The organism is Pseudomonas sp. NPDC088414 (assembly GCF_044753325.1).
Classification (GTDB): domain Bacteria; phylum Pseudomonadota; class Gammaproteobacteria; order Pseudomonadales; family Pseudomonadaceae; genus Aquipseudomonas.
This window is the reverse complement of record NZ_JBIVMY010000014.1, coordinates 48,598-69,124: the sequence shown is the minus strand read 5'-3', so window position 1 is coordinate 69,124 and position 20,527 is coordinate 48,598. Positions and strand designations below refer to the sequence as shown.

At 60.8% G+C, this 20,527-nt stretch carries 18 protein-coding genes; 9 read left to right on the top strand and 9 right to left on the bottom strand.

The annotated features are described in order from the left end of the window. Nucleotides 1-131 precede the first annotated feature (131 nt). Nucleotides 132-638 (bottom strand): hypothetical protein, encoded by a 507-nt coding sequence (locus tag ACIP8I_RS14475; RefSeq protein ID WP_400761969.1) that lies wholly within the window; start codon nucleotides 636-638, stop codon nucleotides 132-134. An 18-nt stretch (nucleotides 639-656) separates the two neighbouring features. Between ACIP8I_RS14475 and ACIP8I_RS14470 the strand changes: the two genes are divergently transcribed. Next, nucleotides 657-1,694: an autotransporter domain-containing protein gene (locus ACIP8I_RS14470; protein WP_400761967.1), complete on the top strand. Its 1,038-nt coding sequence runs from the start codon at nucleotides 657-659 to the stop codon at nucleotides 1,692-1,694. Nucleotides 1,695-1,864: 170 nt separating this feature from the next. On the opposite strand, the gene oadA is transcribed toward ACIP8I_RS14470, so the two are convergent. Further along, on the bottom strand, nucleotides 1,865-3,673 hold the full coding sequence (oadA, locus tag ACIP8I_RS14465; protein WP_098966358.1) for a sodium-extruding oxaloacetate decarboxylase subunit alpha: 1,809 nt from the start codon (nucleotides 3,671-3,673) through the stop codon (nucleotides 1,865-1,867). Between the two features lie 11 nt (nucleotides 3,674-3,684). Beyond that, the gene (locus tag ACIP8I_RS14460; protein ID WP_027610345.1) at nucleotides 3,685-5,100 is read right to left on the bottom strand and encodes an acetyl-CoA carboxylase biotin carboxylase subunit; all 1,416 of its coding nucleotides are present in this window, start codon (nucleotides 5,098-5,100) and stop codon (nucleotides 3,685-3,687) included. A 190-nt stretch (nucleotides 5,101-5,290) separates the two neighbouring features. Between ACIP8I_RS14460 and ACIP8I_RS14455 the strand changes: the two genes are divergently transcribed. Beyond that, nucleotides 5,291-6,253, top strand: a complete 963-nt coding sequence (locus ACIP8I_RS14455; RefSeq protein ID WP_400761964.1) for a LysR family transcriptional regulator — start codon at nucleotides 5,291-5,293, stop codon at nucleotides 6,251-6,253. On the opposite strand, the gene ACIP8I_RS14450 is transcribed toward ACIP8I_RS14455, so the two are convergent. The 3 genes from ACIP8I_RS14450 to ACIP8I_RS14440 all read right to left on the bottom strand — a co-directional run bounded on the left by ACIP8I_RS14450 (nucleotide 6,195) and on the right by ACIP8I_RS14440 (nucleotide 10,542). Next, nucleotides 6,195-6,407, bottom strand: a complete 213-nt coding sequence (locus ACIP8I_RS14450; RefSeq protein WP_400761962.1) for a PA3496 family putative envelope integrity protein — start codon at nucleotides 6,405-6,407, stop codon at nucleotides 6,195-6,197. The two genes, ACIP8I_RS14455 and ACIP8I_RS14450, sit on opposite strands and share 59 nt — an antisense overlap. A 211-nt stretch (nucleotides 6,408-6,618) precedes the next feature. After that, entirely contained in the window at nucleotides 6,619-7,485 is an 867-nt protein-coding gene (hexR, locus tag ACIP8I_RS14445; RefSeq protein ID WP_007962240.1) for a transcriptional regulator HexR, read from the bottom strand. A 126-nt stretch (nucleotides 7,486-7,611) separates the two neighbouring features. Continuing rightward, nucleotides 7,612-10,542 (bottom strand): EAL domain-containing protein, encoded by a 2,931-nt coding sequence (locus ACIP8I_RS14440; RefSeq protein WP_400761960.1) that lies wholly within the window; start codon nucleotides 10,540-10,542, stop codon nucleotides 7,612-7,614. Nucleotides 10,543-10,743: 201 nt separating this feature from the next. Here ACIP8I_RS14440 and uvrD point away from each other — a divergent pair, with 201 nt between their 5' ends. From uvrD to ACIP8I_RS14420, 4 genes are all read left to right on the top strand, one after another. After that, entirely contained in the window at nucleotides 10,744-12,927 is a 2,184-nt protein-coding gene (uvrD, locus tag ACIP8I_RS14435; RefSeq protein ID WP_003229685.1) for a DNA helicase II, read from the top strand. Between the two features lie 144 nt (nucleotides 12,928-13,071). After that, nucleotides 13,072-13,512 carry an EamA family transporter gene (locus tag ACIP8I_RS14430; protein ID WP_400761958.1) on the top strand — a complete coding sequence of 147 codons (441 nt, stop codon included), beginning with the start codon at nucleotides 13,072-13,074 and terminating at the stop codon, nucleotides 13,510-13,512. 176 nt (nucleotides 13,513-13,688) lie between these two features. Next, on the top strand, nucleotides 13,689-14,564 hold the full coding sequence (locus ACIP8I_RS14425) for a Tim44 domain-containing protein (protein WP_007962237.1): 876 nt from the start codon (nucleotides 13,689-13,691) through the stop codon (nucleotides 14,562-14,564). Between the two features lie 137 nt (nucleotides 14,565-14,701). Then, nucleotides 14,702-15,109 carry an SMI1/KNR4 family protein gene (locus ACIP8I_RS14420; protein ID WP_024164487.1) on the top strand — a complete coding sequence of 136 codons (408 nt, stop codon included), beginning with the start codon at nucleotides 14,702-14,704 and terminating at the stop codon, nucleotides 15,107-15,109. Between the two features lie 21 nt (nucleotides 15,110-15,130). Here ACIP8I_RS14420 and ACIP8I_RS14415 read toward each other — a convergent pair whose 3' ends face one another. Then, entirely contained in the window at nucleotides 15,131-16,894 is a 1,764-nt protein-coding gene (locus ACIP8I_RS14415; RefSeq protein WP_003229692.1) for a cation:proton antiporter, read from the bottom strand. A 283-nt stretch (nucleotides 16,895-17,177) separates the two neighbouring features. Between ACIP8I_RS14415 and ACIP8I_RS14410 the strand changes: the two genes are divergently transcribed. Then, entirely contained in the window at nucleotides 17,178-17,660 is a 483-nt protein-coding gene (locus tag ACIP8I_RS14410; protein ID WP_003229693.1) for an acyl-CoA thioesterase, read from the top strand. Between the two features lie 101 nt (nucleotides 17,661-17,761). Here the strand turns inward: ACIP8I_RS14410 and pdxY are convergent, their stop codons facing one another. Beyond that, a complete protein-coding gene (gene pdxY, locus ACIP8I_RS14405) occupies nucleotides 17,762-18,634 on the bottom strand; it encodes a pyridoxal kinase PdxY (protein WP_400761955.1) in 873 nt (290 codons plus the stop codon). Nucleotides 18,635-18,751: 117 nt separating this feature from the next. Here pdxY and ACIP8I_RS14400 point away from each other — a divergent pair, with 117 nt between their 5' ends. After that, entirely contained in the window at nucleotides 18,752-19,165 is a 414-nt protein-coding gene (locus ACIP8I_RS14400) for a DUF3301 domain-containing protein (RefSeq protein WP_400761953.1), read from the top strand. Nucleotide 19,166: 1 nt separating this feature from the next. Here the strand turns inward: ACIP8I_RS14400 and ACIP8I_RS14395 are convergent, their stop codons facing one another. Further along, nucleotides 19,167-20,138, bottom strand: a complete 972-nt coding sequence (locus ACIP8I_RS14395; protein ID WP_400761951.1) for a CobW family GTP-binding protein — start codon at nucleotides 20,136-20,138, stop codon at nucleotides 19,167-19,169. A 28-nt stretch (nucleotides 20,139-20,166) separates the two neighbouring features. Between ACIP8I_RS14395 and ACIP8I_RS14390 the strand changes: the two genes are divergently transcribed. Beyond that, nucleotides 20,167-20,523 (top strand): NADH:ubiquinone oxidoreductase, encoded by a 357-nt coding sequence (locus ACIP8I_RS14390; RefSeq protein ID WP_134785034.1) that lies wholly within the window; start codon nucleotides 20,167-20,169, stop codon nucleotides 20,521-20,523. The last annotated feature ends 4 nt before the right edge of the window (nucleotides 20,524-20,527 follow it).

Here is a 20,527-nt window from a genome sequence, read left to right as displayed (position 1 = left end):
GCGGGGTTCGAGTAAAAACACCGATCGCAGGTCTTGCGATCCTTTTCTACGGTGAAGCTCCGATGTCGCCTGCAAGGCTGCGAGAAGCAGCCGACATCGGATTTTTTGCAGCAAAAATAGAGTGTGGTCTCCTATCCAGAGAGGCCCGACTCATGCCCGGACACTACCAGCTTCGCCCCCTCCAACTCGCCGTGGCGATTGCACTGGCAATCGGATGGAGCAACGTTTCCATCGCCCAACAACCGGAGATTCCGGTCGTCGAAACTGCAGTAGAAGCCAAGCCCAAAAAGCCGCGTAAAACAAAGCCAAAGCCGCCCGTCGAGTCGGGCGGCCTCTCCACGATTGAAGAAGTTATCAGTCCAAGTCCAGCCCAAACTGCCATCGAACCATTGGCGGGCAGCTCTTCCAGCAATGGAGAACATCGCACACCCGATCAAGGGATGCCGGTTGAGCCTTTGCATGACAGGCCTCTGGAGCATCTGGCAAACAGCACGAATGCTCAGAAACTTGCAAAAAGCCTTGAAGGAAATTCCGTTCCACCACAGCAACCGCAGCAACCGCAGCAACCGCAGCAACCGCAGCAACCGCAGCAACCGCAGCAACCGCAGCAACCGCAGCAACCGCAGCAACCGCAGCAACCGCAAGAGCCTGGGACATTGCCCCAACCAGTGCAGCCCGAAACGCCTGCCGCGCAGTCAAATATCGCCATCAGCGCCCTGCTTGACGCCAGCACACCAACGGCGAGCCTGGCACTCGAACAACTTGCCGCCGGCAGCAACGCCAACCTCGCCAAAGCCACACTGAGCAGCGCCGCTCCGGTCAGCACCAGCATGCTCTCGGCGATGCATCAGCTGGACAATCGCAAAGCTGATGGTTCCGGGCGAGTCTGGCTGCAAGCTCTGGGACATGGCGGCACGGTCGATCGTGATTACGACAGTGCCCTCAAACACTCCACCCAAGGTTTGGTCCTGGGGGCCGACTGGCAATTCGACGAACAGTGGCATGTCGGCCTGATAGGGGCGAAAGCGCAAACCCGGCTTGATGCCCAACAGTTTGACGGTGATCTCGACAGCTGGCATCTCGGCGCCTACGCGCTGCGGCAGGACGGACCGTTTGCCCTGCGCCTGGGGGCCTCGTACGGCAGTCATGACGGTAGCGGCAAACGTCGCGTTGCCTTCGAGGGTTTCAGCGACAGGCTCAAAAGCCGCTATGACGCCAGCACCCAGCAGATGTTTGCCGAAGTCGGCTACAACCTCGGTCGTGGCAACGTCAGCTTCGAACCGTTCGCCAGCGTCGGTTATCAACGCTACCAGCGTGATGGTTACACCGAGAAAGGTGGCGATGCGGCGCTCAAGGTTCAGGGGCAAACCCGGGCGAACCCGAGCAGCACCATCGGCCTACGCCTGGCGAAAACCAGTCACCTGACCAACGGCATGCAGTTGACGCCGCGCCTGAGCGCGAGCATGAAACACACCTACGGCGAGCTCGATAACGCAACGCGCCAGCAACTGGTCAAAGGTGGCAAAAGCTTCGAGGTGATCGGTGCCGGGATGGATCGCAACCTCTTTACCCTGGATGCAGGTCTGGACCTGACGCTGTCCACTCGCAACACCCTGGGCGTCGGCATCAGCGGCGACGCCGGCTCTGATAGCCGCAGCTACGGCGTGACCGGCCAGTGGCGAATGGAGTTCTGATACAACGCTCGTGTAGGAGCTGCCGCAGGCTGCGATCTTTTGACTTTGCTCTTGAAGGTCAAAAGATCGCAGCCTGCGGCAGCTCCTACAGAGGACGGTCAATTGCAGGCGAAAAAAAAGGGGAGCACATGCCCCCCCGAGGTTTAAAACGTTGAATCGCGGCAGTTATCTCAGCCTTCGATCTCGATCAGGATTTCACCCGGATTCACCCGGTCGCCCTTCGCCACATGAATGGCGGTGACCTTGCCGGCAATCGCTGCCTGGACTTCGGTCTCCATCTTCATCGCTTCGGTGATCAGCACGGCCTGGCCAGCCTTGACGGTGTCGCCTTCCTTGACCAGCACATCGACGATGTTGCCCGGCATGGTGGTGCTGACGTGGCCTGGTGCCGACGCTTGCTTGCGTTTGCTGCTGCCGCCGCCGACGAATTCGTTGAGCGGCTCGAACACCACTTCTTCCGGCATGCCGTCGATGGACAGGTAGAAATGACGCTTGCCTTCAGCCTTCACACCGACACCGGTGATGTCGACGCGATAGGTTTCGCCGTGGACATCGATGACAAACTCGGTTGGCACGCCTTCGCCGCCGGCCTTGGCCACACCACCGGCCTCAGGGATCGGCAACAGCACTTCCGGAACGAGGGTGCCGGCGGCACGCTCTTCGAGGAATTTGCGGCCGATGTCCGGGAACATGGCGAAAGTCAGTACGTCTTCTTCGGACTTGGCCAGTGCGCCGATGTCGGCACGCAGCTTGGTCATTTCCGGCTTGAGCAGATCGGCCGGACGTACGTCGATCACCTCTTCGCTGCCGATGGCCTGACGACGCAGCTTCTCGTTGACCACGCCCGGCGCCTTGCCGTAGCCGCCTTGCAGGTAAAGCTTCACTTCGTTGGTGATGGTCTTGTAGCGCTCGCCGGCCAGCACGTTGAAGAACGCCTGAGTGCCGACGATCTGCGAAGTGGGGGTCACCAGCGGCGGGAAGCCGAGGTCTTCACGCACCCGCGGGATTTCCGCCAGCACTTCGCCCATGCGATTCAACGCGCCCTGCTCTTTCAACTGGTTGGCGAGGTTGGAGATCATCCCGCCCGGTACCTGGTTGACTTGCACACGGGTGTCGACGGCAGTGAATTCGCTTTCGAACTGGTGGTACTTCTTGCGCACGGCGTAGAAGTACAGACCGATTTCCTGCAGCAGCTCCAGGTTCAGACCGGTGTCGTACTCGGTGCCCTTGAGCGCAGCGACCATCGACTCGGTGCCCGGATGGCTGGTGCCCGAGGCGAAGCTGGAGATGGCGGTGTCGATGTGGTCGGCGCCGTTTTCAATGGCCTTGAGCTGGCACATGGCAGCGAGGCCAGCGGTGTCGTGAGAGTGGATGAACACCGGCAGCGACTGCTCGGCTTTCAGTGCGCGAACCAGTTCGCCGGTGGCGTACGGTGTCAGCAGACCGGCCATGTCCTTGATCGCCACCGAGTCGCAACCCATGGCTTCCATCTGCTTGGCCTGCGCCACAAACGCGTCGATGGTGTGCACCGGGCTGGTGGTATAGGCGATGGTGCCCTGAGCGTGTTTGCCGGCAGCCTTCACTGCTTCGATCGCCACGCGCAGGTTACGCACGTCGTTCATTGCGTCGAAGATGCGGAACACGTCGATGCCATTGACCGCGGCCTTGGCGACGAACGCTTTGACCACGTCATCGCTGTAATGGCGGTAGCCCAGCAGGTTCTGCCCACGCAAGAGCATTTGCAGGCGGGTGTTGGGCAGCGCGGCGCGCAGTTGACGCAGGCGCTCCCATGGGTCTTCTTTCAGAAAGCGTACGCAGGCGTCGAACGTCGCGCCGCCCCAGCACTCCAGAGACCAGTAGCCGACTTTGTCGAGCTTGTCGCAGATCGGCAGCATGTCTTCGGTGCGCATGCGGGTGGCGAGCAGCGATTGGTGAGCGTCGCGCAGGATGGTATCGGTGACAAAGATCTTCTTGGACATTGTTGTATTCCTCACAGGCCTGCGTGGGCGGCGATGGCGGCGGCGATGGCCAGGGCCAGCTCTTCGGGTTTGCGCTTGATCGAGTAGTTGGTCAGTTCAGGATGGCTTTCCACGAAGCTGGTATTGAACTGGCCGCTACGGAATTCCGGGTTGCGCAGGATTTCCTGGTAGTACGCGGCGGTGGTTTTCACGCCTTGCAGACGCATGTCGTCCAGCGCCCGCAGACCCCGGTCCATCGCCTCTTCCCAGGTCAACGCCCAGACCACCAGTTTCAGGCACATCGAGTCATAGAACGGCGGAATGGTGTAGCCGGTGTAGATCGCTGTGTCGGTGCGCACGCCCGGGCCGCCGGGGGCATAGTAACGAGTGATCTTGCCGAAGCTCGGCAGGAAGTTGTTCTTCGGGTCTTCGGCGTTGATGCGGAACTGCAACGCGAAACCACGGTGCTGGATGTCTTCCTGCTTCACCGACAGCGGCAGGCCTGAGGCGATGCGGATCTGCTCGCGAACGATGTCGATCCCGGTGATTTCTTCGGTGATGGTGTGTTCCACCTGCACCCGGGTGTTCATCTCCATGAAGTACACCTCGCCCTCGGCGAGCAGGAACTCCACGGTGCCGGCGTTCTCGTAACCCACGGCCTTGGCCGCACGCACCGACAGGTCGCCGATGTAGGCGCGCTGTTCCGGGGTCAGTTGCGGGCTCGGGGCGATCTCGATCAGCTTCTGGTTGCGGCGCTGAATCGAGCAGTCACGCTCGAACAGGTGCACCACGTTGCCGAAGCTGTCACCAAGGATCTGCGCTTCGATGTGCTTGGGATTGACGATGCATTTTTCCAGGAACACTTCCGCCGAACCGAAGGCCTTGGTCGCTTCGGAGATCACCCGGGGGAAATTCTGTTCGAGTTCTTCACGACTGTTGCAGCGACGGATACCGCGACCGCCGCCACCGGACGTTGCCTTGAGCATCACCGGGTAACCAATGCGGTCGCCCTCGGTCAGGGCTTCTTCGATACCCGACACGTTGCCTTCAGTGCCCGGGGTGACCGGCACGCCGGCCTTGATCATGCTGCGCCGGGCTTCGGTCTTGTCGCCCATGCGGCGAATGACTTCCGCCGACGGGCCAATGAATTTGATTCCGCGTTCGGCGCAGATGTCTGCCAGCTCAGCGTTTTCCGAGAGGAAGCCGTAACCGGGATGCAATGCATCGCAACCGGTTTCCACCGCCAGGTTCACCAGCTTGCGCGGGTTGAGGTAACCGGCCAGTGGCTCGGCACCGATGCTGTGGGCTTCGTCCGCACGCTTCACATGCAAGGCATGGCGGTCGGCGTCAGAAAAAATCGCTACCGAGCGAATGCCCATCTCGGCGCACGCCCGCACGATTCGTACGGCAATCTCACCACGGTTGGCGATCAGGATCTTTTTTATCACTTGGAAATTCCCTTGAGCCGGTGGCACCACGACCTGCTAGATCCAGGTCGACGCGTGACCAAATGTTTCAATCTGGTCGCGACTCCACACTAGCGCCCGCAAGGGATTAACAAAAATGAATAAAAATTGGGACAGGCATAAGCAAAGACTTATAGTTAAACCATCAGCCCGCCGTCAGAGCCTATAAGAAATGCGTAAGTCCTTGATGCGTATGACATTACGTCAATTGCAGATCTTCAACGAAGTGTGTGATTTACGCTCCTACAGCCGCGCCGCCGATGAAATGTCGCTCACACAACCGGCCGTCAGCCTACAGATTCGTCAGCTTGAAGAGCTGATCGGCCAGCCATTATTCGATTATGTCGGCAAAAAACTCTACATGACCGAGGCTGCCGAAGCCTTGCAGCGCGCCAGTCGGGACATTTTCGGGCGCCTGGAAAACCTCGACATGCAGCTTTCTGACATGCAAGGTTCGCTGCAGGGCCAGTTGAAACTGGCAGTGGAATCCAGCGCCAAATACTTCGTGCCGCACCTGTTCGCCGCCTTCAAGCGCCAGCACCCGGAAGTGAACTTGCAACTGACGGTGGTCAACCGCGGCCAGGTGATTCGTCGCCTCTCGGACAACCGCGATGATCTGGTGATCATGTCGATGGTGCCGCAGGACATGGGCCTCGAATTTCTGCCGTTTCTGAACAATCCGATTGTTGCCGTGGCGCGCCCGGACCATCCGTTGGCACACATGGGGCCGCTGCGTTTGCAGGATCTTGAACCTTACACGCTGCTGATCCGCGAACCGGGTTCGGGCACACGCCTGGCGTGCGAAGAATACTTCAAGGAAAAACGCGTGCACTTCACCCAGACCCAGGAAGTGGCCTCGGCCGAAGCCCAGCGTGAATGCGTGGTGGCGGGTCTGGGCCTGGCGCTGTTGACGCGCCACGCCCTGAACCTGGAGCTGGCGACCGGCGGCCTGGTCGAGCTGCCGGTCGAAGAGTTGCCGCTGTTTCGCAGCTGGTGCCTGGTGCAAGCCAAGGCCAAACGCCTGTCACCGGTGGCGCACGCCTTCCTGGCGTTTATCCGCAGCGAACGGGTGCAGATCAGCGCACTGGTTGAGCGCTTCGACGGGAAGCTGCCGGTGCGGCCTGCCAGTAATTGAGTTCAACGTCCTCGGGAAAATCGCTGATTTCGCTTTGAAGCTGACGAAGTTCGAAGCGATCTTCGATGGCGCGACGGAATTCCATGCGGCGCTGGTCTTCCTGCTGACGACGGGTTTTCGCGGCGCTGTTGCGTTCTTCGTAGGGCTGAGCCATTTCGAGTCTCCCAAGGCGAGTACGGGAGTTTCACGATAGGCGTGAGGGATGACGGTTTGGCTGCGCGAGGATGACAGTGCGATGAAACTTTGCCGATTGCGTTTCATTGTGGCGAGGGAGCTTGCTCCCGCTGGACTGCGAAGCAGGCCCGGCCTTTCAGGGCCGCTGCGCGCCCCATCGGGAGCAAGCTCCCTCGCCACAAAAGCAGGCTTCAGTCATCCAGGGCTTTCACGGCCTTGGGCGACAGCCGCAAGCTGCGCAGACTACGCTTCACGCTCTTCAGGTGATTGACCAGACTCGGCCCACGCGCCATGGCCACGCCCATTGCCAGCACGTCGATCACCACCAGGTGCGCGATGCGCGAGGTCAGCGGCGTGTAGATTTCGGTGTCTTCGTGCACATCGATCGCCAGGTTGACGGTCGACAGCTCAGCCAGCGGTGTCTGGCTCGGGCACAAGGTGATCAGCGAAGCGCCGCTCTCGCGAACGAGGTTGGCGGTGATCAGCAGGTCCTTGGAGCGCCCGGACTGGGAAATGCAGATCGCCACGTCGGTCGGCTTCAACGTCACTGCCGACATCGCCTGCATGTGCGGGTCGGAGTACGCCGCCGCCGTCAGCAGCAAACGGAAGAACTTGTGCTGCGCATCCGCCGCCACCGCGCCTGATGCACCAAAGCCGTAGAACTCGACGCGCTGCGCCTGGGACATCAGCGTCACCGCGCGCTGCAATTCCACCGGATCGAGCTTCTCGCGAACCTCCATCAGGGTGTGCAATGTGGTGTCGAAAATCTTCAGGCTGTAGTCGGCGACCGAGTCGTCTTCGTGGATCGCGAACTGGCCGAAGCTGGCACCGGCGGCCAGGCTTTGCGCCAGTTTGAGTTTGAGATCCTGAAAGCCGGAACAGCCAATGGCCCGGCAGAAACGCACGATGGTCGGCTCGCTGATACCGACACTGTGGGCCAGATCGGCCATGGAACTGTGCATCACCGCCGCAGGGTCAAGCAGCACGTGGTCGGCGACCTTGAGCTCCGACTTGCGTAACAGGTGACGTGACTGGGCAATGTGTTGCAGCAGATTCAAGGGGCTGGACTCTTCTTATGGGCAAGGATGTAGCACGCTTGTAGTTATACTACATGAATTGGCTTTTTGCCTGCTCAATGCGTAACTCCATGTCCCCGTATCAGGCGCGATGGGGTGCATGTAGCCCTAAAGCGGATTTCCCTGTTCACGCAACAGCCCGGCCAGACGCTCGGCTTCCACCGGACGACTGATCAGATACCCCTGCACTTCGTCGCAATACTCGGCCCGCAAAAATTCCAGCTGTTCCTGCCGCTCTACACCTTCTGCAACCACCTTCAACGACAGCCCGTGAGCCATGGCGATGATCGCCCGAGTGATCGCCGCATCCTCACTGCCCTGCCCCAATCCGCGAATGAACGCCTGATCGATCTTCACGTAATCCACCGGAATCCGTTTGAGGTAACTCAGCGACGAATAGCCGGTGCCGAAGTCATCGATCGCCAGCTTTACTCCCAAGTCGCGCAACTGCTGGAAGGTCGCGATGATGTGTTCGACGCTGTCGAGCAACTGGCTCTCGGTGAGTTCCAGTTCGAGGTAGTGCGGCGCCAGCCCGGTTTCCTCCAGCACCTGGCGCACCAGACTGACCAGTTTGCCCTGCCGCAGTTGATGCACCGACAGATTTACCGATACCCGAATCGGCTCCAGCCCTTGCCGTTGCCATTCGCACGCCTGCCAGCAAGCCTGGCGCAGCACGAATTCGCCGATCGGCCCGATCAGCCCGGTTTCCTCGGCCAGACCGATAAAGTCCCCCGGCGGCACCCGGCCCATGGTCGGATGATCCCAGCGCACCAGCGCCTCCGCCGCATTCAGGCGCCCGGTTTGCAGACACAGCTTCGGCTGGTAGAACACCTTGAGCTGCTTGTCTTCGATGGCTTTGCGCAGTTGGTTTTCCAGTTGCAGGCGCTCAAGGGTGCTGGCCTGCAGGCTGTCGGTGTAGAACTGGAAATTGTTGCCGCCCAGATGCTTGGCGTGCTGCATCGCCATGTTCGATTGACTGACCAGCGCAGAGATTTCCCGGGCGTTGTCCGGCAGCATGCTGATGCCCATCGAGGCGCTGACCACCAGTTCATGCCCTTCGACCGTCAGCGGCAGACGCAGCTTGCTCGACAGCCGCGTGGCGACCCGCGCCAGGCTCGACAGGTTGCCGTAGGCATCGAACAGCACCGCAAACTCATCACCAGACAGTCGAGCAATGGTGTCGGCCTCCGGCAAGGCGTTGACCAGACGTCGGGCCATTTTCTGCAGCAACTGATCCGCCACCTCGTGACCGAGACTATCATTGAGCAGCTTGAAGCGATCCAGGTTGATGTGCAGCAGCGCCAGACTGCGGCGCCCGCCCTGACGCACGCGCTGATGGGCTTCGTGCAGGCGTTCGCGGAACAGCGAGCGGTTCGCCAGCCCGGTCAGCTCATCGTAATGCGTCAGGAAGCGCATGCGCTCTTCGGATTCGCGCCGTGCGGACAGATCGGCGAAGAAGCCGACGATATGACTCACTTTTCCCCGACTGTCGCGCACTGCGTTGAGTTGCAGCCACTGCGGATACAGCTCGCCGTTCTTGCGGGTTTCCACCAGTTCGCCCTGCCAACTGCCGTGCTGCTCCAGCGCGTGGCGGATCGAAACGTAATGTCGCCGCGCATCACGACTGCACGGCAGTTCGACGACGTTGCGCCCGAGCATGTCTTCGATGTCATAACCGGTGACCCGGCTGAACGCCTGATTGACCGCAATCAAGGCGTAGTTCGGATCAAGAATGACGATGCCTTCGCTGGCCGCTTCGAACACCGTGGCCGCCAGTCGCTGTTGTTCTTCGAGGCTTTTGCTCACGCTGATGTCGCGCCGGGTACCGACCATGCGGATCACCTGCCCGCTATCGCTGCGCTCCACCGCGCGGCCGCGGTCTTCGATCCACACCCAATGACCGTCGCCGTGACGCACGCGGTATTCGATCTGATAATCCTCTGTGCGGCCCTTCAGGTGCTCGATCAGCGCCTGCTTGAGCGACGGCACATCCTCGGGGTGCAGGCGCGGCTTGAGGTCGCGCAGGATCGCCGTGACGTATTCCGGCGCGAGACCGAACAGTTCCTGAATCTGCGTATGGTGGACTTCGTCGGTCTGCAGGTTCCAGTCCCACAGCCCCAGCTCACTGGCCTTCAACGCCAGGGCCAGCCGGGCTTCGCTTTTGCTCAGCGCCTGATTGGCCACGTCCAGTTCACGGCTGCGCTGGGCCACGCGATCTTCCAGCTCGACCTGCGCCTCACGCAATTGGCCTTCGGCACAACGCCGCTGTTCGATCTCCTTGGCCAGCGCCTGATTGAGCTGCTCGCTGCGGTTCTGCGCTTGCTGCAGATGTTCGATCAGGTGCTGGTTCTGAAAGCGCCGCAGCAAGCTGCGATCAATCAGTCGATTGACCTGCCAGGCCACCACGCTCAGCGAACCGAGCAGAATCAGCCCGAGCCAGCCCCAACCACGTGCCTGTTCATCACCGCCCCAGAACAGGTAGCCGATCGCCGGCAGCAGGCACGGCAAGGTAAAGGACAGAAACGCTGGCAGGCTGACGGCATAGGCGACGCTGGCCGATAGCGTCGCGGCACCGATCAGGCCGAACACCCAGGCTTGCTGCATGAAGTTGTCGGCGGGCACCAGCGCGATGCCGGCGCCAGCCAGGGTCAGACCGGTCATGGTCGAGCCGAGCAGGAACATGCGGAACCAGATCGGCTGGGCCTGACGGTCCGGGATCGCCGAATCGAACGCCGCAACCTGTATCACCCGTAGCGCCACCAGCGACAACAACCAGACCAGCCAGATGCTGACCACGAAATAGCGCTGCGGGCTCCAGAGCAAAGCGGCGCAGACCAGGCCATTGAGCAACATGAACATCGTCGGCAGCAGCGAGCCCTGATACAGCAGGCGCGTGCGTTCAACCGCCATTTCGATGGCGTAATGCTTGCGGATGACCCGGGGTTCCACAGAGGGGCCCGACAGGTCTGAGCTGAGGGTCTTGTGCAATGTTGTTGTTCTTATAAGAGTGAGCATGGGCCCGAAACGTGGACGGAGCATACACAAGCCGATCCCGTTGCCAAACTGCTCCAGATCATAATTTGAACGAAACTTTCCCCCGCCCGATCACCGGCAAAACCCGCAGAGTGAGGCGGGCCGAAGCCTGTAGCCAGTGACCGACCGGTCGTCATCGGCGGCACTTTCATCGGCTAATGCAAAGCTCGGTTTGCCCGGGCCTGCGGCGCACCCTAGAATGCCCCGATGCGCGATGATCTCTCCCTTCTGCTGAACTCCCTCAACGATGCCCAACGCCAGGCCGTAGCAGCCCCCGTTGGCCGTCAGTTGGTCCTGGCCGGTGCCGGTTCCGGTAAAACCCGAGTGCTGGTGCACCGTATCGCCTGGTTGATCCAGGTCGAAAACGCCTCGCCCCACTCCATTCTGTCGGTGACCTTCACCAACAAGGCCGCTGCCGAGATGCGCCATCGCATCGAGCAGTTGCTGGGCATCAACCCGGCCGGCATGTGGGTCGGCACCTTCCACGGCCTGGCGCACCGCCTGCTGCGGGCGCACTGGCAGGAAGCGGGCTTGAGCCAGACTTTCCAGATTCTCGACAGCGACGACCAGCAACGGCTGGTCAAGCGGGTGATCCGTGAGCTGGGGCTGGACGAGCAACGCTGGCCAGCCCGTCAGGCGCAGTGGTTCATCAACGGGCAGAAAGACGAAGGTCTGCGTCCGCAACACATTCAGGCCAGCGGCGACTTGTACCTGGCGACCATGCGCGGCATTTACGAAGCTTACGAGGCGGCCTGCCAGCGGGCCGGCGTCATCGACTTCTCCGAACTGCTGCTGCGCGCCCTCGATTTGTGGCGCGATCACCCGGGCCTGCTGGCGCACTATCAGAAGCGCTTCCGGCACATTCTGGTGGACGAGTTCCAGGACACCAACGCCGTGCAGTACGCCTGGTTGCGTCTGCTGGGCAAGGGCGGCGACAGCCTGATGGTGGTCGGCGACGACGACCAGTCGATCTACGGCTGGCGCGGGGCGAAAATCGAGAACATTCATCAGTACTCCTCCGACTTCCCGGATTCGGTGACCATTCGCCTGGAGCAGAACTACCGCTCCACCGCCGGCATCCTCAAAGCGGCCAACGCCTTGATCGCCAACAACACCGGACGCCTCGGCAAAGAGCTGTGGACCGACGGTGGCGACGGTGAAGCGATCAATCTGTACGCCGCGTTCAACGAACACGACGAAGCACGCTACGTTGTCGAAACCATCGAAAGCGCGCTGAAAACCGGCCTGGCCCGTAGCGATATCGCGATTCTCTACCGCTCCAACGCCCAATCGCGCGTTCTCGAAGAAGCCTTGCTGCGCGAGCGCATCCCGTACCGCATTTATGGCGGCCAACGCTTCTTCGAGCGCGCGGAAATCAAGAACGCCATGGCCTACCTGCGCTTGCTCGAAGGTCGCGGCAACGACGCGGCGCTGGAGCGGGTGATCAACGTCCCGGCCCGTGGCATTGGCGAGAAAACCGTCGAAGCGATCCGCGACCATGCACGCCACAGCGATGTGTCGATGTGGGAAGCGATGCGCCAACTGGTCGCCAATAAAGGCCTGACCGGTCGTGCTGCCGGTGCGCTGGGTGCGTTTATCGAGCTGATCGAAAATCTCGCCGCCAAGTGCATGGAAATGCCGCTGCACCTGATGACCCAGACCGTCATCGAGCAATCGGGACTGATCGCCTATCACGAAGCGGAAAAAGGCGAGAAAGGCCAGGCCCGGGTGGAAAACCTTGAGGAACTGGTCAGCGCCGCGCGCAACTTCGAAAACACCGAAGAAGACGAAGAGCTGACGCCCCTGGCGGCGTTCCTCGGCCACGCATCGCTGGAAGCCGGCGACACTCAAGCCGACGAGCACGAAGACAGCATTCAGCTGATGACCCTGCACAGCGCCAAAGGCCTGGAATTCCCTTACGTGTTCCTGGTGGGCATGGAAGAAGGCCTGTTCCCGCACAAGATGAGCCTGGAAGAACCGGGGCGCCTTGAGGAAGAGCGGCGTCTGGCCTACGTCGGCATCACCCGGGCCATGCAGAATCTGGTGATGACCTATGCTGAAACCCGGCGCCTGTACGGCAGCGAAACCTACAACAAGGTCTCGCGTTTCGTACGGGAAGTGCCGAAGGGTCTGATTCAGGAAGTGCGCCTGTCGAACAGCGTCAGCCGACCGTTCGGCGGCAATCAGTCGATGAGCGGCAGCAACCTGTTCAGCGGCAGCGAGATTCCGGAAACCGGCTTCAGCCTGGGTCAGGCGGTACGTCACTCGATCTTCGGCGACGGCGTGATTTTGAACTTCGAAGGTGCCGGTGCGCAGGCGCGGGTGCAGGTGAATTTCAGCGAAGGCAGCAAGTGGCTGATGCTCGGCTACGCGAAGCTGGAAGCCATTTAACACCTTGCTCGATTGCTTCTGTAGGAGTGAGCCTGCTCGCGATAGCGATTTATCATTCAATATATTTATTGTCTGACACGCCCTCATCGCGAGCAGGCTCACTCCTACAAGGCTTTGTGTCGGCTCATCTTTAAGGATATTGCCATGGGCTCAGGCTTCTTCTCTTCCTGGACATTCTGGGCCCTGCTCTCGGCGACTTTCGCCGCGCTGACGGCAATCTTCGCCAAGATCGGCATCGAAAACGTCAACTCCGACTTCGCAACCCTGCTGCGCACCATTGTGGTCCTGGTCAGTCTGGCCTTGATTTTGTACGCAACGGGCCAATATCAGTCACTGGGATCAATTTCCGCCAAGAGCTACCTGTTCCTGCTGTTGTCCGGTCTGGGTACCGGCGCGTCGTGGCTGTGCTACTTCCGCGCGCTGAAGGTCGGCCCGGCCTCGCTGGTCGCGCCAGTGGACAAACTCAGCGTGGTGCTGGTGGCGGTGCTCGGCGTGATCCTGCTGGGCGAGAAACTCGACCTGCGCCAATGGGGCGGCATCGGCCTGATCACCGCCGGTGTGGTGCTGTTGACGTTGCGTCGATAAGCAGGTTTCCCGCTGAACCTATCCCATTTTCCTACAGACAAAAGTACATGGCCTTATTGCTTCGACGGAGCTGAACGTAACCTGTCAGGCAAAAGCCCGAAACACTCTCTCGCTAGCCAGTAACACTTCAGCTGTGCAACATGGCGCGCGTGTCTCCACAAACGGGAATTCCCTTTATGAAACGTTTTCTTAGCATCGCCATGGCGTTGTGCATCGGCCTGACGATGAGCCTCGACGCCAACGCCAAGCGCTTTGGTGGTGGCAAAAGCGCCGGCGCTGCGCCGACGCACCAGACCAGCCAGATGGCTCCTTCTTCCCCAGGCATGGGCGGCGCAGCAGCGACCGCTGGTGCTGCCGGCGCTGCCGGTGCAGCGGCCAAGGCCGGTGGCGCTTCGAAATGGCTCGGCCCTCTGGCCGGTATCGCCGCCGGTGGCCTGTTGGCGTCCATGTTCATGGGCGGCGGCTTCCAGGGCATGCAGATCTTCGACATCCTGATCATGGCCGTGATCGCGTTCGTGATCTTCCGCTTCATCGCCGCTCGTCGACGCAAGCAGCAGGAGCATCTGGCTCCGGCCGGCGCGCCGATGCAGCGTGAAGTGTTCGAGCAGAAGCCTGCTGCCATGGGTTCGATCTTCGGTGGTTCGGCCGCACCGGTTGCCGCTCGTCCGGTGATCAACGCGCCGGCCTGGTTCAACGAGCAGAACTTCCTTGCCGCTGCGCGCAGCCACTTCCAGTCGCTGCAGCAGCACTGGGACGCCAACGAAATGGACAAGATCGCCGAGTTCGTGACCCCGCAAATGCTCGACTTCCTCAAGCGTGAGCGTGCGGACCTGGGCGACGGCTTCCAGTCGACCTACATCGACAACCTGCAGGTACAACTGGACGGCGTGGATGATCGTGCCGACAAGACCATCGCCACCCTGACCTTCAGCGGTGTGTCGAAGACCTCGCGTTTCGACCAGGGCGAAGTATTCAGCGAAAGCTGGAACATGGAACGTCCACAGGGCGAAAACCAGCCTTGGCTGGTGGCCGGTATCCGCCAGAACGGCTGATCCCCTGCGCGTTACGCATGTGGTAATAAAAACCCCGGCCTCGGCCGGGGTTTTCTATTTCGCAGTTGCATCTATAGCGAGCTACTGTATAAACCGGCCCATATAAACCGCGCCATTCAAGCAAGAGGATCCCGGACGTGGAAGAAATCATCGAACAACTGCGCGAAGCCAACGAACCCGTACCGGTTCCCCTGGAGTTGCCCGACGAAGACCAATTGGTGGAGATCGAAGAAGAACTCTTCATCAACATCCCGTTCGTCTTCAAAGAGTTTCTGCTGACCGTCAGTGATGTGGTTTACGGCAGCCTCGAGCCGGTGACCGTCACCGACCCGCAATCACACACTTACCTGCCGGATGTCGCGGCCAACGCCTGGGACGCTGGGGTACCACGCGATCTGATCCCGATCTGCCAGGACGGCGACAATTACTACTGCGTCGAAGAAGACGGCACCGTGGTGCTGTGGTCCGGCGAAGAAGAGCTGATTACCGAAGAGTCCTGGGAATCGGTGTGGCACTGGGCGCGGGATGTCTGGCTGGAGAGCTGATTAGCCGGATGCCCGGGCCGGTCAGTGCCCCGACGACTCCTTGTGGTTGTCGAGGGTTTCCAGCAGGGCCACCTGCATCCGCGTGTGCACGCGGATGAACCAGCGCCAGAGCAGCGCCGCCACGGCGGCCGCGACTACGGCGACCAGCACCAGCAACTTGTTGGTCGGCAGAATACTGGCCGACAAGGCTGCCAACAGCAGGAAGATCACCAGCAGCGAGAGGATCGGGATCACTTCGGAGATCACCCGACGCACTCGCTGCGTGTGCCTTCCGGCCATCTCCGGCTTCACGCCCATTTCCGCCAGCAGCATCGACAGCGCCTTGAGCTTGCGATAAGCCGCGATCAGGAACGGCAGCGACAGCAGCAACGCCCCGCCCCAGATCAACGCCTTCTGCCAGCTCGGATCACCAATCCAGTCCTGCATCCACACCGACAGCCGTCCGGCGAAAAACGCACCGCTGAAGAAAATCGCAATCACCAGCGCCAGATTGACCCCGACCTGCAACAGGATCCGCCGGATCATCGCCGCCAGCATCGCGCCCTCGCCTTGCGGCTGAATGCTGCGCAGCCATTCGCCATACATGCCGAATACCCGGCCCAGACGCTTGGGCACCGCCGCCGAAAGCTTGATCGACAGCGGGTCGGCCGCGCGAATCAGGTACGGCGTCAGCAGCGTGGTGATCACCGACACCGCTACCGCAACGGGATAAAGGAAGTTGCTGGTGACCTGCAGCGTCATCCCGAGCGCGGCGATGATGAAGGAAAATTCGCCAATCTGTGACAGACCCATCCCCACACGCAGTGAGGTGCGTCCGTCATTGCCGGCGATAAACGCCCCGAGGCCGCAGGACAACATCTTGCCGAGCACCACCGCTACGGTGATTACCGCGATCGGCCACGCATACTGCAGCAGGATCATCGGATCGAGCATCAGGCCGATGGCGACGAAAAAGATTGCACTGAACAGGTCGCGAACCGGTTCGATCAGGCGTTCGATCTTCAGCAACTGCCGCGACTCGGCCATGATCGCGCCGATCAGGAAGGCGCCGAGCACCATGCTGTATTCGAGCTTGACCACCAGCAGGCAGAAGCCGAAACACAGGCCGAGCACGGTGATCAGCAGCATCTCGTTGCTTTCGAATTTGGCCACATAGGCCAGCAGACGCGGTACCAGCAAAATGCCGACCACCAGCGCGACGATCATGAACAGCGAAAGTTTGCCGACCGTGGAGAACACTTCGCCGGAGCTGACCGTGCCGCTGACTGCGATGCTCGACAGCAAGGCGATGATGCCGATGCCGAGGATGTCCTCGACAATCAGTACGCCGAAGATCAGCTGCGCGAAGCGCTCGTTTTTCATCTTCAGGTCGTTGAGCGCCTTGACGATGATGGTAGTCGAGGAGATTGCCAGAATCGCGCCGAGGAACAGCGAGTCCATGGTGTTCCAGTCGAACCAGCGGCCGATTTCATAGCCGATCCAGATCATCAGGACGATTTCGAGGAACGCCGCAATAAACGCCGTGGCCCCGACCTTGAACAACTTGCGCAGGCTGAATTCCAGCCCGAGGCAGAACATCAGGAAGATCACCCCCAGCTCGGCGAGGGTCTTGATGGTTTCTTCGTCGTGGATCAGGCCGAACGGCGGTGTGTGCGGGCCGATGATGAAACCGGCGACGATGTAGCCGAGCACCACCGGCTGCTTGAAGCGGTGAAACAGCACGGTGACCACACCTGCGACCAACATGATCACTGCCAGGTCCTGAATAAAGCTGATGGCATGCATGGTGTGGGCTCCTTGTATGACGTGACTCGCCGTCAGACATCAGAAAGGTCTGAGCGAGTGGGGTAAAAATCCGCTTTTCGTGTAGGAATTGCCCTTGGGCAGGGCCTTTTGCAGGTTAACACCGCGACTTCCGGCTGGAAGCCGGTGCAATATAAGGAAACAGATCGGTCGCGGCGTGACGGCAGCCAGTCGTCTGGCGTCCCGATAACGGTGCTTTTGAAAAAGCCACCAGGCACCCGCAGAGGTGCGTCCAGCCAATCCAGCCTTGATCCGTGAGAACGTTATGGAACCCGGAAACGCCCAACTGTCGATGACGGTATTGATGACCCCCGACATGGCCAACTTCTCTGGCAATGTTCACGGCGGTACCCTGCTCAAATACCTCGACGAAGTGGCCTACGCCTGTGCGAGCCGCTATGCCGGCCGCTACGTGGTGACGCTGTCGGTGGATCAGGTGATTTTCCGCGAGCCGATCCATGTCGGCGAACTGGTGACCTTCCTCGCGTCGGTCAACTACACCGGCAACACCTCGATGGAAGTCGGCATCAAAGTAGTGACCGAGAACATCCGCGAGCGCTCGGTGCGTCACACCAACAGCTGCTTCTTCACCATGGTTGCAGTGGATGACCAGCGCAAACCGGCCGCCGTGCCGCCGCTGCAACCGCAGAACAGCGAAGACAAGCGCCGCTACATGCAGGCGCAGCAGCGTCGGCAGATTCGTCAGGAGCTGGAAAAGCGTTATCAGGAGATCAAGGGCGACGCCTGAGAACAAAAGCAAAAGATCGCAGCCTTCGGCAGCTCCTACAGAGGATCAACTTTTACCTTGTAGGAGCTGCCGAAGGCTGCGATCTTTTCGCTTTTAGCTGGTTACAGGCTGATCGCGGTCGCTTCGAACTTCACCCGCGGATGCGCAATCCGGTCCTGCGCCCTAACCAATTGCAGCTCATAGCTGGCACACGCCTGGGTTTCCAGCAGCACCTCATGCACCGCCGCTGCGGTGAACTCAAACGCCGCCACCAGACTGTCACCCAGCAGTACCCGCGCCAGGAACAAACCTGAGGTCAGATCGCCCACGCCCACCGGCTGACGCGGAAACGCCAGCAGCGGACGGCGCAGGTGCCAGCTTTCATCTGCGGTCACCAACAACATCTCGAAACCGTCCGCCGGCTTGCCCGGATAATCCAGATGCTTGACCAGCACCGCTTTCGGCCCACGTGCCAGCAATGCCCGAGCCATCGCCAGGCAGTCGAACAGCGACTGCGGCTTGCGCCCCAAGAAGCTGTCCAGCTCCAGTTGGTTGGGGCACATGATGTCCGCCACCGCAGCGGCTTCCTCCAAGAGGAAATCGCTGACTTCGGCCGCCACACTGCAGCCCTTCTCCGGATGGCCCATCACCGGGTCGCACAGGTACAACGCCTTCGGATTGACCGATTTGATGCGCTCGACGCCACTGAGAATCGCCCGGCCCTGCGCCGCGCTGCCCAGATAACCGGAAAGCACGGCGTCGCAGTTGCCCAGCTCGCCAATGGCGGCAATGCCTTCGACCAGTTCGGGGATCTGGTGCGGCGCCAGCACTTCACCGGCCCACTGCCCGTACTGGGTGTGATTGGAAAACTGCACGGTGTTGAGCGGCCAGACATTCACCCCGACCCGCTGCATCGGAAACACGGCGGCGCTGTTGCCGGCGTGGCCGAAGACCACATGGGACTGAATGGCGAGCAGATGAGGCGTACGTTTCATTCGGGTTATTCCGTAAAACGATTGAAATTCAAGCCGCGCAGTATGCGACGAAACACAGCCTGTACGACAGACCGGCGACGCAGTTAAGCTGCGCCTATCTTTTGGAGTTTCCTGTTGATGCTGACCCTCGAAAACATCTTCGTGCTGATGCTGTTCGCCGCTGCCGGCGCATGGCTATGGCACAACCACGGCTTGCGCGAGCGCGCGCTGGAGCGGGTCAAGCAGCACTGCATCAACATCGGCGTCGAACTGCTGGACGGTAACGTCGCGTTGAAGAAAATCGGTTTGCTCAAGGATGCCAGCGGTAGGCGGCGTCTGGCCCGGGTCTACAATTTCGAGTTCACCGTGACCGGCGAAACCCGGCACAACGGCACCATCACCCAGTTCGGCGCGCACAGTGCGCAAATCGAACTGGCGCCCTACCCGGCACCGTTCGACGACACGCCGCCGGTCGTCGAGGTCACTCGTCCACGGGCCGAAGTGATCGAGTTGAGCCAGTGGCGTCAGGAACACAACAAGTGGAAGCCTTGAGCTAACCCGTTTGCACCCGGCATTGCGTCAGGCCTGACTGCAAATCATCGATACTTTGCGCATCGGCAAAGATCAGTTCGATGCGCGAATCCCGGCGCCACTCACTGGGCTGCCACTCCAGCTCGGCGTTATCCAGAGCATTTGCCGAAACCCAGCCCTGCTCGCTGTGGATGACCAGTTTCGCTCGCCGCCAGCCCAGCGCCTTCAACCACAAGCTCAGGCGTTGAGTATCGAATTTCTGCTCCGGGTGCCAGCGCCAGCCGATGCTCCAGCCACCCTCCTGCGCCTGACTCAGGCAGATCGGCAATGCCGGATCGCTCCATACCGCCGCAATCGCCCCCACACCCTGCGGTACGACGAGGTTATCCACACCCGCCACCGCTTGCGCAGCCGCGCCGGGCAACGCGTGCAAAGGCAGTTGCGCCTGCTGGGTCCAGATCAGTTTCACTGACGGCAAACGCTGCACGATGGTCTGCCGCACAGCCTCGTCCAGACCTTCTGCCTTGTTCAGCAATAACAGACCAGCGCTGGCCAAGGCGTCCTGCTGAGCGGTCGGCAACGCTTTCCCGGCGGCCAGCGCCTGGGCATCCAGCACTAACACACAGGGCTGCAGCGCCAGTACACCCAACCACGGCGCCTCGCCCAACTGCTTGAGCAACTGCGCTGGATGGCCCAGCCCGGACGGCTCGATGAACAACCGATCCGGCCGCGTCTTGCGCAGCAAACGGCCAAGGCCGATCTGAAACGGCGCGCCGTTGACGCAACACAAACAGCCTCCGGCGACTTCGCCCAGTGCGATACCATCGGCGTCGCGGGTCAGTAACGCGGCATCGAGGCCGATCTGACCGAACTCGTTGATCAGCACTGCCCAGCGCTCGCCTGCCGGTCGCTGGGCCATGAGTTGGCGAATCAGGCTGGTCTTGCCGGCGCCCAGAGGGCCGGCGATGACATGGGTAGGAATGTTCTGCAACATGGCTGGGCGTTTTCTGAAGGGGTTGGACATGCGTTGGATGGGATGGTCGTTGCTGTTGATGCTGCTGTCGAGCGAAGCATGGGCCCAGGCTTGCGTGGTGCACAGCCAGGGTGAGCGGCTCGACGTCAAGGTCTGCCAGCAGAACCGCAGCATTCCCGAGAAACTGTTCAGCGACGGTTTCTGCCAGCCGACGCTGGCCGGGCAGAAAGTCGAGGTGCAGTACGTCGATCAATGCCCGAGCGGCGCGTTCGGCGTATGCAGCAACGCGCAAGTCGCCAATATGCCCTATCGCCAGGATATCCACTATTACGGTGTCGCCTCCGACGCGGCGTATTTGCAGCCGTACTGCGAAGGCCAGAGCCAGGGCAAGTGGCTCAAGCCTTGAGCCG